The organism is Bradyrhizobium sp. WYCCWR 13022 (assembly GCF_030435535.1).
GTDB lineage: Bacteria > Pseudomonadota > Alphaproteobacteria > Rhizobiales > Xanthobacteraceae > Bradyrhizobium.
In genome coordinates, this window is record NZ_JAUIZJ010000014.1 from 68,677 (window position 1) to 84,439 (window position 15,763).

At 60.7% G+C, this 15,763-nt stretch carries 16 protein-coding genes and 1 pseudogene; 10 read left to right on the forward strand and 7 right to left on the reverse strand.

What is annotated here, in order from left to right; translation table 11 throughout:
- Window positions 1-34: 34 nt before the first annotated feature.
- The 3 genes from QY049_RS21350 to QY049_RS21360 all read right to left on the reverse strand — a co-directional run bounded on the left by QY049_RS21350 (window position 35) and on the right by QY049_RS21360 (window position 4,293).
- On the reverse strand, window positions 35-235 hold the full coding sequence (locus tag QY049_RS21350; RefSeq protein WP_128929944.1) for a hypothetical protein: 201 nt from the start codon (window positions 233-235) through the stop codon (window positions 35-37).
- Window positions 236-876: 641 nt separating this feature from the next.
- Window positions 877-1,749 carry a S1/P1 nuclease gene (locus QY049_RS21355; RefSeq protein ID WP_164934264.1) on the reverse strand — a complete coding sequence of 291 codons (873 nt, stop codon included), beginning with the start codon at window positions 1,747-1,749 and terminating at the stop codon, window positions 877-879.
- A gap of 1,200 nt (window positions 1,750-2,949) precedes the next feature.
- Window positions 2,950-4,293 (reverse strand): LLM class flavin-dependent oxidoreductase, encoded by a 1,344-nt coding sequence (locus tag QY049_RS21360; protein WP_128929947.1) that lies wholly within the window; start codon window positions 4,291-4,293, stop codon window positions 2,950-2,952.
- 253 nt (window positions 4,294-4,546) lie between these two features.
- Here QY049_RS21360 and QY049_RS21365 point away from each other — a divergent pair, with 253 nt between their 5' ends.
- The 8 genes from QY049_RS21365 (at window position 4,547) to QY049_RS21400 (ending at window position 10,659) form a co-directional block, all read left to right on the forward strand.
- Window positions 4,547-4,819: a hypothetical protein gene (locus QY049_RS21365; RefSeq protein ID WP_128929948.1), complete on the forward strand. Its 273-nt coding sequence runs from the start codon at window positions 4,547-4,549 to the stop codon at window positions 4,817-4,819.
- Between the two features lie 114 nt (window positions 4,820-4,933).
- Entirely contained in the window at window positions 4,934-5,863 is a 930-nt protein-coding gene (locus QY049_RS21370; protein ID WP_128929949.1) for a TauD/TfdA family dioxygenase, read from the forward strand.
- A 27-nt stretch (window positions 5,864-5,890) separates the two neighbouring features.
- Entirely contained in the window at window positions 5,891-6,946 is a 1,056-nt protein-coding gene (locus tag QY049_RS21375) for an ABC transporter substrate-binding protein (RefSeq protein WP_128929950.1), read from the forward strand.
- Window positions 6,943-7,818, forward strand: a complete 876-nt coding sequence (locus QY049_RS21380; protein ID WP_206733218.1) for an ABC transporter ATP-binding protein — start codon at window positions 6,943-6,945, stop codon at window positions 7,816-7,818. The genes QY049_RS21375 and QY049_RS21380 overlap by 4 nt, the downstream gene beginning before the upstream one ends.
- The gene (locus QY049_RS21385; protein ID WP_128929951.1) at window positions 7,811-8,686 is read left to right on the forward strand and encodes an ABC transporter permease; all 876 of its coding nucleotides are present in this window, start codon (window positions 7,811-7,813) and stop codon (window positions 8,684-8,686) included. The genes QY049_RS21380 and QY049_RS21385 overlap by 8 nt, the downstream gene beginning before the upstream one ends.
- A 40-nt stretch (window positions 8,687-8,726) precedes the next feature.
- Window positions 8,727-9,803, forward strand: coding sequence for an FAD-dependent oxidoreductase (locus tag QY049_RS21390; protein ID WP_232995642.1), 1,077 nt, complete (start codon window positions 8,727-8,729; stop codon window positions 9,801-9,803).
- Window positions 9,707-10,342, forward strand: a complete 636-nt coding sequence (locus tag QY049_RS21395) for an FAD-binding protein (RefSeq protein WP_232995643.1) — start codon at window positions 9,707-9,709, stop codon at window positions 10,340-10,342. The genes QY049_RS21390 and QY049_RS21395 overlap by 97 nt, the downstream gene beginning before the upstream one ends.
- Window positions 10,339-10,659 (forward strand): ferredoxin family protein, encoded by a 321-nt coding sequence (locus tag QY049_RS21400; protein WP_128929952.1) that lies wholly within the window; start codon window positions 10,339-10,341, stop codon window positions 10,657-10,659. Before QY049_RS21395 ends, QY049_RS21400 begins: the two co-directional genes overlap by 4 nt.
- Before the next feature lie 278 nt (window positions 10,660-10,937).
- Here the strand turns inward: QY049_RS21400 and QY049_RS21405 are convergent, their stop codons facing one another.
- Window positions 10,938-12,161 carry a type II toxin-antitoxin system HipA family toxin gene (locus QY049_RS21405; RefSeq protein WP_128929953.1) on the reverse strand — a complete coding sequence of 408 codons (1,224 nt, stop codon included), beginning with the start codon at window positions 12,159-12,161 and terminating at the stop codon, window positions 10,938-10,940.
- Window positions 12,154-12,732 (reverse strand): helix-turn-helix domain-containing protein, encoded by a 579-nt coding sequence (locus QY049_RS21410; RefSeq protein ID WP_128929954.1) that lies wholly within the window; start codon window positions 12,730-12,732, stop codon window positions 12,154-12,156. The genes QY049_RS21405 and QY049_RS21410 overlap by 8 nt, the downstream gene beginning before the upstream one ends.
- Window positions 12,733-13,209: 477 nt before the next feature.
- Between QY049_RS21410 and QY049_RS21415 the strand changes: the two are divergent.
- Window positions 13,210-13,518: pseudogene (locus QY049_RS21415) on the forward strand (Fic/DOC family N-terminal domain-containing protein); the annotation flags it as partial.
- 88 nt (window positions 13,519-13,606) lie between these two features.
- Window positions 13,607-14,563: a Fic family protein gene (locus tag QY049_RS21420; RefSeq protein WP_232995664.1), complete on the forward strand. Its 957-nt coding sequence runs from the start codon at window positions 13,607-13,609 to the stop codon at window positions 14,561-14,563.
- 496 nt (window positions 14,564-15,059) lie between these two features.
- On the opposite strand, the gene QY049_RS21425 is transcribed toward QY049_RS21420, so the two are convergent.
- Both QY049_RS21425 and QY049_RS21430 read right to left on the reverse strand, forming a co-directional pair.
- Window positions 15,060-15,458, reverse strand: a complete 399-nt coding sequence (locus tag QY049_RS21425) for a type II toxin-antitoxin system HicB family antitoxin (protein WP_128929955.1) — start codon at window positions 15,456-15,458, stop codon at window positions 15,060-15,062.
- Between the two features lie 5 nt (window positions 15,459-15,463).
- Window positions 15,464-15,652, reverse strand: a complete 189-nt coding sequence (locus QY049_RS21430) for a type II toxin-antitoxin system HicA family toxin (protein ID WP_128929956.1) — start codon at window positions 15,650-15,652, stop codon at window positions 15,464-15,466.
- Window positions 15,653-15,763: the final 111 nt, after the last annotated feature.

A 15,763-nucleotide genomic window follows, 5' to 3' on the forward strand; every position in this document is an offset into this window, starting at 1 on the left:
CTCGGGCGGGCGGTAATCGCTTCGAAGGGTTGGATCACACTTCGCCAGCGCCGGAGAAGAGCACCGTCGGCGGCGTTGCGCGGGGCGGCGGGAGGGACCGAACGCCTGGCGATCCCGGTCTGCTCTTCAGATCGTAACGCTGGGCGAGGTCGAGAAGCCGCCGCTTGGTGAATGGGTCGGCTTTCTCTGCTAGATCGCGCGCCCGCTGCGCAAAGCCACTATAGAACTCTTCCACGACGCCCCCCCGCAACATCACTGATAACCCGAATATCATTGCCGGATGCGCGTTCCGTCAAGGGCCTGCTGATGCGTCGGACGGATTTAAAGGATCTGCTTGAGCTCACGGCGCCAGAGAAACTAAGCTCACAGCGGAGGTGTAGCGCGGCAATCTGGGTAGGAAGCGCCTTCCATCCTGATCGCCGCGCGACACGGGGGGAAATCCGATCACAAGGCTCTACGCAAGCCGAAACCCTGTGCCCGACCTGCGGCAAGCCGATGACGGCCGTGCCTGACGACGAGGCGCCCGGCCGGCCGGGCTACGTCTGCCTCGCCTGCGGAGGCGATCCCCTGCACGATCCAGCTGCGCGGAAGTGGGCGGATAGCCCGCTGTGGCCGCCGTCCAAATAGCGCAACAACGAAACCGTCCCCGAGAGCTGGAGCCGACGGTCCTCTCATCTCGTCCAAATGCTTCGTCGTCGACTGCATTTCCAGCCTTGGTTTCATCAAACGAGCTGGCGGTGCTGTAGCAGCCGACGCCACCTCTAGGACGCAAATAAGGGCGCAGAAATATCAAATCAACGGCGGCGTTTCGCGTTGCCTTCGAGAGATGAACAAAGTTGTGATCGGACGCGTCTGTTGGTCAACGCTCGCCTCACATCACGAATCTCCAAGTGCATCCTCAAGGATGGCTTTCAATCGCGCAGCTCCCTTTGCCAGCTCGCCATCAAGATCTGATTTGACGGCAGCGGCATACTCCGCTCCGAGCTCAATGGGATGACCAGCGTCGTTCTGCTCCGGCGCACCTTGAGGCAGAAGCTGATAGGCCCTTATCCCGAGCGCATGGGTGTCATTGGCCCAAGCAGCGATGCGTGCCTCATCATAGGGAGCGGGCTCAACCGCCGGCAACGATGCACCGTCGATTGCGTCCGCATAGCTTCCCCACGAATAGGCCTGAAGGTCGATCAGAGAATCATCCCACATGCTGTGAAACGTCGATGCGCGCGTGTATGACGTTCCATCCGAGCGTTTGGCACGCAATATGACGTGCAACTTGTTACCACCCTGGTCGCCATCCCGTTCACTTGCGTGAAGCGGTTGCTCAAGATCACCCGCAAGATGAACCACCAGCTTGAGCGCACGCAGCCTGTCGTCCTTACTGCGCGAAGTGTCCTTTAACACCGCAATCGCCTCAGGCAGGCCCCGCACGATGCAAGTGCCCTGATTGTTTGCCTCATTGCAGTCCAGCGCGGAATCATAAGTGGCGCGGGCGACATCGATGTCGACGAAGTGCCAGCGATACGTGTTCTTCCCTTCTGCCGTGAACTTGTAGTCGTCAGCCCAGTTCGAGATCGACGCCAACGAGGTCTCTCCGATCAGGTCCTTGAGCTTGGTCGTGGCAGCCGGGGTGAGATGTCGCTGCGCGAGCTCAGCAATCACGGAATGCCCGAGCTGTCCCCACGCGAGCGCAGTCGACGTGCTGCCCGCCAGGATGGTAATGCAGGCGGGAAGTAGAACTCTAAGCTTTGTCACGGCAACCTCCAAAAAACGCATCGCATGTCAAACAGATGGTTGTGTCGGCTCTCGCCGCATCTCGCGGGCACGGCGGAACGTTTCCGCGGATTGGGCTGTCTCAACGCTTCCGATAGCGCTGCTCACCGCGCTCTGCCCTCGACCGGCGCCGGCGGATAGTTCTTCGAATCTGACTGACGAGATAAACGCCCCAAATGATCAGCATCTTGCCAACGCATTCCTTGCTCCCGCCAAGCCTTAAGGTACGTTGACAGGCGGCATGGCTTCCGTCGGACGCAACGCGACACTCTCACGCTGGTGTCCGCGCACGGCCAAGATAATTGCAAAGATGGCAAGGACAATCAGAGACCCACGCATGTCGAAAGGATACTCCCGAACTCTTATCGCAATTATGAAGCCGCTCACATCTACCTGGACGGAGGTTCTGGACCATCTTGTACGGCCAACGTCCAAGCAGCTTAAGTCGTATGCCAAGCCTTAAACGAGGCCTGCTGCTGCAACACGCCTCAGTCGTCTCGAGCAGTGTCCAAAAAATGCATTTTCAACGCGCAATAGCCGAAAAAGTGCGAGCAAGCGGGCTAACAACAGCCGCTCCAAACCTGCTCTGATTCGAAGCTGGCAGAGACAGCTGAGGCACTCATGCGCGAACATGATCTCATCTCAGGAAGCTTCCTGGGCCTGACTGGAGCGGGATTTGTCCTCCTGTGCGCAAGCCTGTTTGCATTCACCTTTTTATAGAGAACCGCTAGATCGGAGCCGGCGCGGATCAAGCCACAGTTACTTTGATGTTTCGGTCTGGGCAGAGACGTGCGCTGGCCTTCTGCTCTTCGACTTCTAATTGCAATGATTTTGTTTGAAGGCGCCGTCAGGCGGAGTCTTGATGCTCCCGACCAAGAGAGGAACCCGATTCGTCCGTTTTGAACATGAACATCGGATGACCCTCCTGGCAGCGGACGGGCGATGGTGGCGCAACTGTATACTAATCGAGGCGTCCGAAACTGGCGCCCGCGTTCTTATCGACGGATCGCCAGACGTGCTGCGATCACGGCATTTTTTCTTGCTGCTTTCAACGACTGGCTTGGCGTTTCGGCGCTGCGAATTGGTCAGGCTGGACGGTTCTGAGGCGGACATTCTGTTCAAAACCGGCAACGCACCTTGCTGAAGAGACGACGTGCGCACGGCCCGACTGGTTTTCCACCCTCACGCAATGGCCCGCACGGCGCCCGAGAACAGGCTGGCCGGGCGGCTCAAACCGTAGTGATCGCGCAGACTGCTGCCCGCATAATCACGGCGGAAGAGGCCGCGCTTGCGCAAGATCGGCACGACCTGTTCGGCGAACAGGTCGAACCCGCCCGGCAGCCACGGAGGCATGACGTTGAAACCGTCGGCTGCGCCGTTCTCGAACCAGGTCTGGATGTTGTCGGCGATCTTTTCCGGGGGGCCGGCGATGACCCAATGCCCGCGCGCACCGGCGAGGCGCTGCACCAGCTGGCGGATCGTGGGCTTTTCGCGATCGATGATGTCGACGATCAGCTTGAAGCGGCTGGCAACGCCATGCGCACCGTCGGTATCGATCAGGTGACGTGGGAAGGGGCCATCGAGATCAAAGCCGGCGAGGTCGAGCCCGGTCATCTGGCGGAGCTGGGCGAGCGAGAACTCCGGCTGGATCAGCGCGTTGAACTCGTCCTGAAGCCGGTCGGCCTCCGCTTGTGTGCTGGCGATGAACGGCGAGATGCCGGGCAGGATCTTGATCTGGTCAGGGCTGCGATCGAACGCACGCGCCTGCCGTTTGATGTCGGCATAGAACTCCTGCGCGCTCGCCAACGTCTGGTGCGCCGTGAAGATGGCCTCGGCAAAGCGCGCTGCGAAGGCGCGTCCGTCCTCGGAAGAGCCGGCCTGGACATAGACGGGCCGGCCCTGCGGCGTCCGTGAGACGTTGAGCGGGCCGCGCACGCGGAAGTATTTCCCTATATGGTCGATCGCGTGGATCTTGCTGGTATCAGCGAAAATGCCGGAGACGGGGTCATTGACGAGCGCATCGTCCTCCCAGCTGTCCCATAGCGCGGTGACGACATCGAGATATTCGCGCGCCCGCTCGTACCGCTCGTGATGCGGAGGATGCTCAGGCAGGCCGAAGTTCTGCGCTGCCTGTGGCGAGCTTGTCGTCACGATGTTCCATCCTGCACGCCCGCGGCTGAGGTGATCGAGCGACGCGAACAGCCGAGCGAGATTGTAGGGTTCGGTGTAGGTGGTTGAAGCGGTCGCGATCAGGCCGATGTGCGTGGTAGCCGACGCGATCGCGGCGAGAAGCGTGATCGGCTCGAGCCGGAAGCGCTGCGCGTAGCGGACGTTATCCGAGAGCACCGGCCCGTCGGCGAAGAAGACCGCGTCGAACTTGTGCGCTTCGGCGCGTTGCGCCAGTTCCTGATAGTAGGTGACGTCGAGAATGCGGTCCGTCGTCGAGGCCTTGTGCCGCCACGCGGCCTCGTGATGACCGTCCGGATAGATGAAGAAGTTGAGGGAAAGCTGGCGTTTGCTCATCATCTGGCTCGCAATGGTTGGTTATCTCCGGATCGCGGCGTCACCGCGCGCGTTGCAGTTGACTCTATGTCGATGCTCGCAAAGCTGTCGATGTAATGAATTTGCGTTGTTGTCGGCGAAGCGAGCATGAACGATACGAGCGCGTCGCTAGCGGGAGATGAGTGCGTTCGTGCTGGTGATCAAGGCAAATGAACCGCGTCGTTTCGTGCGTCCGTTGGCTCGATTTTGCTCGTCTTCGCGCATGTGAGGCGCTCGCATGGGCCGTCATGATCGCAAATCTTTCCGTGCTCGCCGTCCCAACGAAGCGATCATTGCGCGGCGCCGAAAACAACGCTGGTTTCGTTTCATTGACTGGAGCGCCATCGCTTTTACCATCGGCAACGTCCAAGCGAGGTCGTTCACCATGCGGCAATCCGATCCAAACATCGTTCGCAATGTGGCCCGGCTAATGGTGCTGTGCGCATCGCTTCGCACTGCGGCGATGGCGGAGAGCTGTACCGCCGGGATCCGCCTGCTGCCGACTGTCTAGCCGCCGACGTGATCCCCTAGGGCCAACCAGGAAACCACCCGTCACTGTCCGCCGCCGCCGGCATGACCGGCGTATGGCGGAGCTTTGTCCACGAATTCAATGAGAGATACGATCATGAGCAACCCGATCACCATCGACAACGTCATTCCGCGCGCCGATATCGTCAAACGTGCGGCCCGGCTCGGTGCCGAAATCCGGAACGTCAAATTATCAGGCGATTTGTCCGACGACGTCATTCGCGCCATCAATCATGTGCTGCTGGAGCACAAGGTCACCTTCTTCCGCAACCAGGGGCATCTCGACGATGCCGAGCAGGAGCGCTTTGCTATCAGGCTCGGTAAGCTCGTGCCGCATCCGACGGTCGGTGCGACCAAGGGCACTTCATCGATCCTGGAGCTCGATTCAGGTCGTGGCGGCGGTCGTGCAGACCAGTGGCACACGGACGTCACCTTCGTCGATGCCTATCCGAAAATCTCGGTGCTGCGTGGCGTTGTGATCCCGCCATACGGCGGCGATACCGTGTGGTCGAACACGGCGGCGGCCTATCTCGACCTGCCGGCGCCGCTGCGCAAGCTTGCCGACGAGCTCTGGGCGGTCCACAGCAACGCTTACGACTACGCGGTGAAGACGCCCGCGAGCGAAGCGGATCGCAAGCATTTCGACGAGGTTTTTACCGGCACGATCTATGAGACGGAGCATCCGGTCGTGCGGGTTCATCCCGAAACCGGCGAACGCACCCTGGTGCTCGGCAACTTCGTGCAGCGCTTCGTCGGCTTGCCGAAATATGATGGCCAGAAGCTGTTCGAGCTTTTCCAGTCCCACATCACCGCGCCCGAGAACACCGTACGCTGGACCTGGCAGGCCGGTGACCTCGCGATCTGGGACAACCGGGCAACCCAGCACTACGCCGTCAACGATTATGGCGATCAGCACCGCGTCGTCCGCCGCGCCACCATCGATGGGGAAGTGCCTGTCAGCGTCGACGGTCGTCACAGCGTGACGCGCGTCAAGGCGCCGAAGGCGCAGGCGCCCAAGGCCGCTTGATCTCCAACACTTGACCGGGTTTGACACATGAACTCTCTGTTTCAATTTTTTCAAGCGCGGCATCGTGCTGCACGGAGCGCCGCACGGCGGCTGCTTGTCAGCGCGCTGGCATTGGGCCTTGCCGCTCCCGCCTTCGCCGAGCCGCCGCTCGACAAGAGCGAGATCCGGTATCAGGGCTGGGCGGGGCAGGTGACCTTCATCGAGCTCGCCGACGACCTCGGCTATCTGGCGCCCCTGAAGCTGAAATGGGTCGGCAACACCATCAGCGGCCCACAGGACATCCAGACCGTGGTGACCGGGGATATCGACATCGGCGGGGCTTTCTACGGCGCGATCCTCAAGCTGATCGCGGCAAAGGCGCCCATCAAGGCCGTGGTCGGCTATTACGGCTCGGACGCCAACACCTATAACGGCTACTTCGTCAGGGACGACAGCCCAATCAAGACCGCGCGCGACCTGATCGGCAAGAAGGTCGCCGTCAATACGCTCGGTGCCCATCTGGAATTTGTGCTCCGCGAATATCTCGCCCGCAACGGCTTGACATCAGCGGAAGCCAAGCAGGTGACGCTGGTCGCGATCCCGCCGGTCAGCGGTGAACAGGCCTTACGCCAGGGCCAGGTCGAAGTGAGCACCCTTAGCGGCGTGCTGCGCGACAAGGCACTGGAGCGTGGCGGCATCCACTCGCTGTTCAACGACACCGGTCTGTTCGGCAATTTCACCGGCGGCTCCTACGTCCTGCGCGACAAGTTCATCAAGGACAATCCGGAGGCCTCACGCAAGCTGATCGAGGGCATTTCGCGCGCCATCGCTTGGGCGCAGTCGACGCCGCCCGAGGAGGTGCGCGCGCGCTTCGGGCGCATCATCGCGGAGCGCAAACGTAATGAGGACGCGACGCCGATCAAATACTGGAAGAGCACGGGCGTCGCGAGCAAAGGCGGGGTGATCTCGGATGCCGAGATCCAGGTGTGGATCGACTGGCTGGAGAAGGACGGTCTGTTCAAGCCGGGCCAGGTCAAGGCCTCCGAGACCTACACCAACGCCTTCAACTATTTCCGTCCCGGCAAGACGGCGGAGGCCCAGTGACCCAAGCGAGCCCGATCAAAATCAGCTTCGAACACGTCCGCAAGGAATTCGTGACGCGCGGCGAGGGAGGCGGCCCGTTGGGCCGTTTCACCGCCCTCGAGGACATCACGCTCGATGTTCGCACTGGTGAGTTCCTGGCCCTGGTCGGTCCCAGCGGCTGCGGGAAATCGACCCTGCTCGATCTGTTGGGTGGGCTGACGACGCCGACCAGCGGCCGCATCCTGCTCGACGGGCGGCAGATCAAAGGGCCCGGCCGCGACCGCGGCATCGTGTTCCAGCAATACGCGCTGTTTCCCTGGCGCACCGCCCTGGAGAATGTCGAGTTCGGGCTCGACATCGCCGGGCTGAAGGCCGCGCAGCGACGCGAGATCGCGCGGCATTTCCTCGACCTCGTTGGCCTGTCCGGATTTGCCAGCCGCTATCCGCACGAGCTCTCCGGCGGCATGAAGCAGCGCGTCGCGATTGCCCGCAGTCTTGCTTACGATCCCGAGGTGCTGCTGATGGACGAGCCGTTTGCCGCGTTGGATGCCCAGACGCGCGAGACGCTCCAGACCGAGCTGCTGCGGATCTGGCGCGCCACCGGCAAGACCATCGTCTTTATCACCCATGGCATAGACGAGGCCGTAGCGCTTGGCCAACGCGTGGCCGTGATGACCTCGCGCCCGGGCCGGATCAAGCAAATCTTCGACATTCCGGCCTCGCTGCGCAGCGAAGATGAGGACGTGCGTTCGCTGCCGGAGTTCGGTCAGGTCAGGCACGAGATATGGAGCCTGCTCCGGGAAGAGGTGCAGAAGGCGCAGCAGGGACAATCGAGCCGCCCCGCCGATGTCCGTCGCGGCAACAGTGACGTGAAGGAGATCGCGCATGTCTAGCCTTGAAACGCTGACGCTGCTGGAGCTCGCGCATGGGCGTCCGAACGCGTTGTCAGGCGGAGATCGCGCATCCCCACGGATCGCCGGCCGGCTTCATGCTGCCCTGCGCGCGCTCGGCGCATTGGGGCATCGCTCGCTGCTGCTCATCGTGCTGCTGTCGGTGTGGGAGGTTGCCCCGCGACTTGGGGTGGTCGATCCGGTATTCCTGCCGCCGTTCTCCGAGGTGATTGCCGCCGGCTGGCAGCTCGCACAGAGCGGCGAGCTCTATGACGACGTGTCAGCAAGCCTGCTGCGTGCCTTGAGCGGGTTTCTGATCTCGGTTGCCTTGATCGTTCCGCTTGGCCTTCTCGTCGGCTGGTACGCGCGGCTCGGCAATCTCCTGAACCAGTTCATCGAAATCTGCCGTAACACCGCGCCGCTGGCGCTGCTGCCGGTCTTCATCCTGCTGCTCGGCATCGGCGAGATGTCGAAGATCACGATGGTAATCTACAGTTGCGCCTGGCCGCTGCTGCTCAACACGATCGCCGCCGTCAAGCAGGTCGATCCGCTCCTGATCAAGTCGGCGCGCACCATGGGCGCGAGCCCGCAGCAATTGTTCCGCAAGGTCATTCTTCCGGCAGCGCTTCCGACCATCTTCGTCGGCATTCGCCTCGCCAGCGCCTCTGCCATGCTGGTGCTGGTCGCCTCCGAGATGGTCGGGGCGAAGGCGGGGCTCGGCTATCTCATCATCAACAGCCAGTACAGCTTCCTGATCCCGCAGATGTATTTCGGCATCCTGGGCATCACTGTGATCGGGCTGGCGTTCAACGCTGTGCTCGAGGTGATCGAGCGGCGCTTCATGCGCTGGAAGGCGCCGGTTTCGGCGTGAGCGCGCCAATTGTAATGGTTCGAACTTGGGGACGTGTTCAATGACCAACCAAATCCATCGCGCCGAGCGTAGGTCCGCACCTTCAGGATCGGTCGAATATGATGCAGACGTGCTGGTGCTGGGTGGCGGGCCCGCGGGCACCTGGGCAGCGGTAAGCGCGGCCGAACGCGGCGCGCGTGTTGTTCTCGCCGATAAGGGCTTTTGCGGCACCTCGGGCTCGACCGCGGCGGCGGGAACCGGCGTCTGGTACGTCGATCCCACGCCGACTGACCGCGAGGCGTCGATGGCGAGCCGCGAGAAGCTCGGCGGATATCTTCAGGACCGCCGCTGGATGGTCCGCACGCTCGATCTCACTTTTCAGCAGAGCAATCGCCTCGCCGAATGGGGCTATCCCTATCCCGTGGATGACCACGGCAAGTCGCAGCGCAACTCGCTGCAAGGCCCCGAATATATGCGCTTGATGCGCAAGCGGACCAAGCAGGCCGGCGTCACCGTCCTCGATCACAGCCCGGCGCTGGAATTATTGCTCGACGAGGCCGGGGCGGTTGCGGGCGCGAGCGGCCTGCGTCGCCAGAAGCAGGATCGCTGGACCGTGCGCGCCAAAGCGGTGGTGATTGCGACCGGCGGCTGTGCGTTTCTGAGCAAGACGCTAGGTTCGAACGTGCTCACCGGTGACGGCTATCTCATGGCCGCCGAAGCCGGCGCCGAATTCAGCAGCATGGAGTTTTCCAATCCCTACGCGATCTCGCCGGCGTTCGGCTCGGTCACCAAGACGCTGTTCTATGGCTGGGCCAACTTCACCTATGAAGACGGCAGCTGGTGCTGCATCCAAAGGCGGTCGTTCCGCGATTGCCCGAGCCCTGCTTCGGGGGGCCGGTCTATGCGCGGCTCGACAAGGCCGACGCGGACGTCCAGCTGCACATGCGGGCCTCGCAACCGAATTTCTTCCTGCCCTTCGACCGCACCGGAATCGATCCGTTCAAGGATCGTTTTCCGGTTACGCTGCGACTGGAAGGCACCGTGCGTGGCACCGGCGGCCTTCGCATCGTCGACGAGACCTGCGCAACCACCGTCCCCGGGCTCTATGCCGCCGGAGATGCGGCGACGCGCGAATTGATCTGCGGTGGCTTCACCGGCGGCGGCAGCCACAACGCCGCCTGGGCGATGACGTCGGGGACGCTGGCCGGGCAGGGCGCCGCGGACTACGCGCGGCAAGCCGCTGACGGTCGAGAGCTGTCCTCGGCTGGAACGGTCGGCCTCCGGAGCCGGTCGCGGCGCGCATTCGAGCCGGCCGCGCTGGCGCGAGCCGTCCAGGACGAGGTCTTCCCCTATGAGCTGAATTATTTCCGCGAGGCCTCACGGCTCGGTGGTGCGCTGGCGCGCCTCGATGCCGCCTGGCGCGATGTCTCGGAAGCAGGCGCTGCCGGCGCGGCCGAATTGCTCCGCACGCGTGAAAGCGCGGCGATGCTGGCCACAGCGCGATGGATGTACCGCAGCGCACTGGCGCGTCAGGAAAGCCGCGGCATGCATCGTCGTGACGATTTCCCCGAGCAGGACCATCGGCAGCGCCACTACCTGACATCGGGCGGCCTTGACGAAGTCTGGACCGCCGTCCGGCCCCATGCCGAGGCGGCTTACGCGGAGGCTGCGGAATGATCGAGGTCATCGATAGCGAGCGCTGCACCTCTTGCGACATTTGTGTCGCGGTATGTCCGACCAACGTATTCGACAAAACGGACGGGCTTCCGGTGATCGCGCGGCAGAGCGATTGCCAGACCTGCTTCCTCTGCGAGCTCTATTGTCCTGAGGACGCGCTCTACGTCTCCCCTTTTGCCGATGAGACAGAGCGGGTCGATCTTGTCACCGTCAAGGAGGCCGGGGTGATGGGCAGCTATCGCCGTGCCGTCGGCTGGACCGACGAGACGAGCAATCGGCGCAACGCTGATCGCAGCTACCTCCTCTTTGTGCATTGAGGACAGTGCATGCATTCGCTCCCGCTCCGCCATCAATGCGACTAACGTTGCGGCGTAGGTGCGTAACGCGATGGAGGCAACTTCGCTGGGATCGACGCATAGATCTGATAGAAACCGTCAATGACGGTCTACTCGCAACTCAAGAATTTCATATCCAGCGCCGGGCGAGGCTCGCCTGACCCCACAGTCCGCGCGCAGGGACTTCATCGAATTCAAATAACCAGTGGGAAGGAAGCGTCTCTCACTCTATTCTGTCAGAAACCCCGGCTATTCAAGCCTTAGAGCTCCTTGTAGATCGGGATCGTCTCGGTATGTGCATCGATGACTTCGATGACTTGTCGTTGCAGCGGGAGTTCTGTCTTGCGCTCCTTCCAAAGTTTCTTGAAGCGCTGCACCGTTTCCGCAGCCGTTTCGAGCGCAAGCGTCTCCGACATCTTCGCCTTGGCAGCCAGATGCGCCAGCTCGTCCTTTGAGAATTCGGCCATCTTCTTCGTGCGCGAATAGTTCAACGCCATCTTGTCGTCCGGGATGTACGCAATAGTCGAGAGCAGATCGTAGGCGGGCGACAGGACGGGTGTCCGCCCATCAGGGTAGATCAATGACCAGTTCTTCAGGTGCATGTCGGCGTTGCCGATCAGTGTGCTGAATACGAGTCGTCGGACGAACTCGGCGAGGTCGGCCTCACCAGTCTCAATGCCGAGGACACGCGCGATGCTTCGGTAATTCGCCTTGTCGTATTTTTCATCCGGAAAGACGCCGAATACCTGAGCGAAATCCTCCATGTGGACCGGAGCATCAGCCGTGCGGTCGAACCGCTTCACGGCAAACGCCCGCCCCTCGAGTTCGCCGATTCCGTCCGGAAGACCTTTGATTGCCTCGACGTCGATCAGTTGAAGCTCGGGCACATCCATGCCGATGTCCTTCGCCAGGGTCATCATGGAGTATTCGTTCTCAGGCACGCCGATATACTGATGTGACGGTAGCTTGACGATCCATGAACCGCCGACACCTTCGACCGGAATAGTGAGTCCGCCCTTCTTGGGATCATTCTTGAGCGCGGAGAACTTCAGCTGCACGCCCGCAAGCGAGAAGCGCATCATGTTCTGCCGTTTATCGGGCGTAAGATTCTCCTCGACCTGGGGGGGCAGCGCGTCTCCATCGGCCGGGTGGACCGACAGGGCACCCGGAAGGTCTCGGCCCAGCATCCACAGGAGGAAGAACTCGCGCCGTTCCTTCACGCCCGCCCGTTCCGCAAGATAGCGACGAAGCGGCCCTTCCGGCAGAAGATTGGAGAAGAATGGCGCGAGAACTTGTTGATACGGTTTGAACGAGGTGAGCAGATTCCCGAACGAGTCCTTGAAAGACAGGCTCAAGGTGGAACGGTGGGCGTCATCGATGTAGGTCTGATTGAAGGCGAGCAGCGAACGATCGCCCTGCACGAGTGTGAGAGTCGCGATCGGGGTATCGTGCAGGTGGACATTTAGAACGGATACGTCAGGCATCGTCGTCCTCATCGTCGAGAGCGTAGGCGGGGCGAGGGGCTTCTTCGGGATGAGCGACCCTGTTGCGTACACCCTGTAACGCGCCTGCAGAATCTTCCAGCAGAGCCCTGGGTATAGGTTCGACGCTATAGGGACGCAGGCTCTCGACGATATCTGAGACAAGTGCCAGGTCGGTTTTTGAAAGATGGACCTGTTTCAGAAAGCGAAAATATTCGGCGATGCGGTCGAGGGTGGCTGAACTGCCATAGCGTTTCCTTTGACCAGAGACGATGCGTTCGGCCTTGCTGAAGACATCCGACGATCCTTGTTCGGACGAGAATTCGGCAGCGTTTGATCGCAGTAAGCCCTCTATCGCGGGAAGAAGTTTCTTCGGCACAAGGACGAGCTCCAGGTCGAGCGCCCGCGCCATCTGCATGAAGCTCGACAGGCCCGGTTCGAGGCGACTGGTCTCGATTTGCGAGATGTGCGCCTGGGTCATACCCGCGCGGGCCGCCAGCGCGCGTTGGCTCATGCCCGCCTTTGCGCGCTGAGCGGAGGCGGCTTTGATGAGCTCTTCACTTTGGTAAGTCACAATATATTATCCTGATCAAATAAGTCATTCGATCTGTATTATATATCGAAACGCCGACATGTCTCAAGCTGACCGATCAGTATTGTTATCAAGCAGCCATCATGATAAGTAAAATTATCGATGAAGCGCGGACGAATTTCGCTTGCGCGCGGCCTTCGCCGGGCCGGCTCTTGACTAGGCCGCCCGGCCCAGGCCCTGCGGCGTTCCCGCCCGCGCAAGAAACTGCGAAAAACCTAGCTGCCTAGACGATCATCGCTGCCATAGCCGAGAGGCGAACGGATCCATCGTGGACCGATAACGAAAGAGACTTTGAGAGCCTCAGATCCATCAACCCGCTTTGCAAAGGCCGGAACTCATAAACACGAGGGAATTGCTTCCTTGCGAACCAAAATAAAGCCTCAGCGATCGCGGTGTGTTATGGTTTTTTGCAACAACCCAAAATATAACTAGCAAAATTAGCCTCTTAGTTTGGGTTCCATGAAGCGTAGCGATCTCAGCCGCACCATCCGGGAAACCCTAAAACGGCTTCCGCCACCCTACGATTCCCACTACGGGATCGTTCCACCGGCACCTCCAGAGGACGGCGTATTCGCCCCCGGTGCAGCGAAAGCCCTGGAAGCGGCACAAGCGGCATTCGGGACGGTCAACGCCATCCTTACCAGGCGCGAGGCGGTCAGTTCCTCGTCGATCGAAGGCACCCAGAGCACTCTCGACGAACTGCTTTCCGTCGAAGAGACGGGCGATGACGGCGCCCGCAACGAGGCACGCCAGGTCTGCAGCTACGCCGTCGCCCTCGATAGGTTTGTCCCGCGGGCCACCGAGCTTGGCTACGGCGTCTTCACTATTGATCGATCAAGGATCTCCATCGCGCGTGATGAAGGACGACCCGGATTATCAGGACGATCCCGGCGACTTCCGAACGCGCGTAGTCTGGATCGGCGGGAACAAAGACATCGCATATTCAAGTATAAATCCTCCACCCCCACCCGACGTGCCAGATTGCCTCGCTCAGGCGGTCGACTACCTCCGGAACGAGGGCATGCAGCAGATGACTCAAGGGTTCATCACGCGCATGGCCATTGCGCACGCCCATTTCGAAGCGGTACACCCCTTTCGCGCCGGCAACGGTCGCGTGGGTCGTCTCCTCCTCCCGCTCATGATGGCGGCGGAGAAGCGTGTACCGCTGTACCTTTCTCCCTACATCGAAAGCAAGAAGGGCACGTACTACGCATCCCTCAAGAACGCCCAGCAGCGGCTCGACTGGGAGCCGATCATCACGTTCATGGCCGACGCCGTGACCGCCACCGTTGAAGAGCTCATCCGCACCCGGCAGGCGCTGTCGGAGTTGTCCGAACGCTGGAGGGGTCGCCGGAAATTCCGTAAGGGTTTCTGCGGCTCTTCGGGCGCTGGACGAGCTTCACAACTATCCGGTCGTGACGGCGAAACGGCTCCGCGAACTTCTCGACATCTCTACCGCCCAGATCAACCAGGGCATCGCGCAGCTGGAAGAGGTGGGCATCCTACGGGAGCGGACCGGCTACGCGCGCAACCGCGTACGCCGCCTCGGAGGCGCTTGCCATCATCAACCGCCCGTTCGGCGAAGAGCCGGTTCTCGCAAACGTCAGTCCCGAGGTCGGTCCTGACAAGATCTCGGTCGGCCCCAAGGGGCCATAGAGCGAATTCCGGAAGATGGCTGCGGCTCAGAATCGAAGAGGCGCTCCGGCTGCTTCATCGAAATAAATCCGTTCTCTTATGCCGGTATTGGCGGATGAAAAATTTAGAACTGGCAAATTTGGAACTATGGGCAGGCAAACTATGCCGCGAGAGCTAAGCGGATCGTCCAGGTGGTCCACGGCCATGGATGCTCGCGTCATGTTCAACCGCGGCCTTCTTCGCATCCGTCGCAACTGGCCGACCACTGTCCACGCCGCCGGCCTTTATTCGGTATTGGCTATCCGTTGAGCCTACGGCTGGCCGTCTGACAACGAAATCGGCCCCCGCAACCGAATTGCTGCCGGAGCCGGAATTCACCTCGTCCAAATGCTTTCGCCATCAAACTGCAATCCCACGCCTCGTTCCATCGAACGTGGCTCACGGTGCTGTCGACGCAGATCAAGGCGCGCAGGCTCGGAGTGCCGAGGAGTCCGGGGGTGCAACGTAACAGTGCCGGGGACCACGCTCGTGCCGATCGGCAGAATTCAACCTGCGTCTCGGCATGTCGCTTTGAACAGCGTCAACATCGCATCGGCCCACATAGCGGTGCCCATTCCGCAATGCGTCCGTCTGATCGTATTGCGGTCTTTTTCGAATGAACTCAGAGCCTTGATTTAGGCTGCTTCTCCTATGAGTCTCTTCGCGGCCTGAGTTAGGAGGCCCGATCTCGTAAAGCCGTGCGCTTCAGCATATTTGTCGATCTGATTCAGAACGTCCTCAGGAAGGGTGACATTCACACGTATAGCCTTTGGTTGTTCGGGTTTGACCGACACCAAAATAGCTACCCCAGTTCGATGATCAGGATCTGCCATAACATCCTCTAGAGTAGAGGGCTCCGGAATGGCTTCTCCATCTTCAGCAAGACCCTCGATATGAAGGGTGAGGGCTTCCTCTGCCATAGCACGAGCGTCATCAAGGCTTTTGCCTGCCGTGATCACTCCGGGGAAGTCTGGAAATGAGACGCCGAAATCGCTGTCGGCATCCTTATGGATAAGACCAATATAGTTACGCATGGCGCTTACCTCAGTTTGAGACCTGACTGCTTTTCAATACTCTTCAGTGTCCCGAGTGGGACATCCCGTTCGGGGTGCGGAACAATTACGCGACCCTTCTTGAATGGATGTTTGAACTGCACATGGCTGCCTTTCCGGCCCACCTCAAACCATCCATCCCCTTGAAGGATCGAGATAATTTCCCGGCTTTTCATAGTGTGTATTTATACACACTATGTGTAGACTGTCAACCCAATGGTAACCGGTATGAGCTCCCACGTCTGCAGTGATCAGCCTGTGCGAGCGTAGCGGGTCGGCATCCAGTA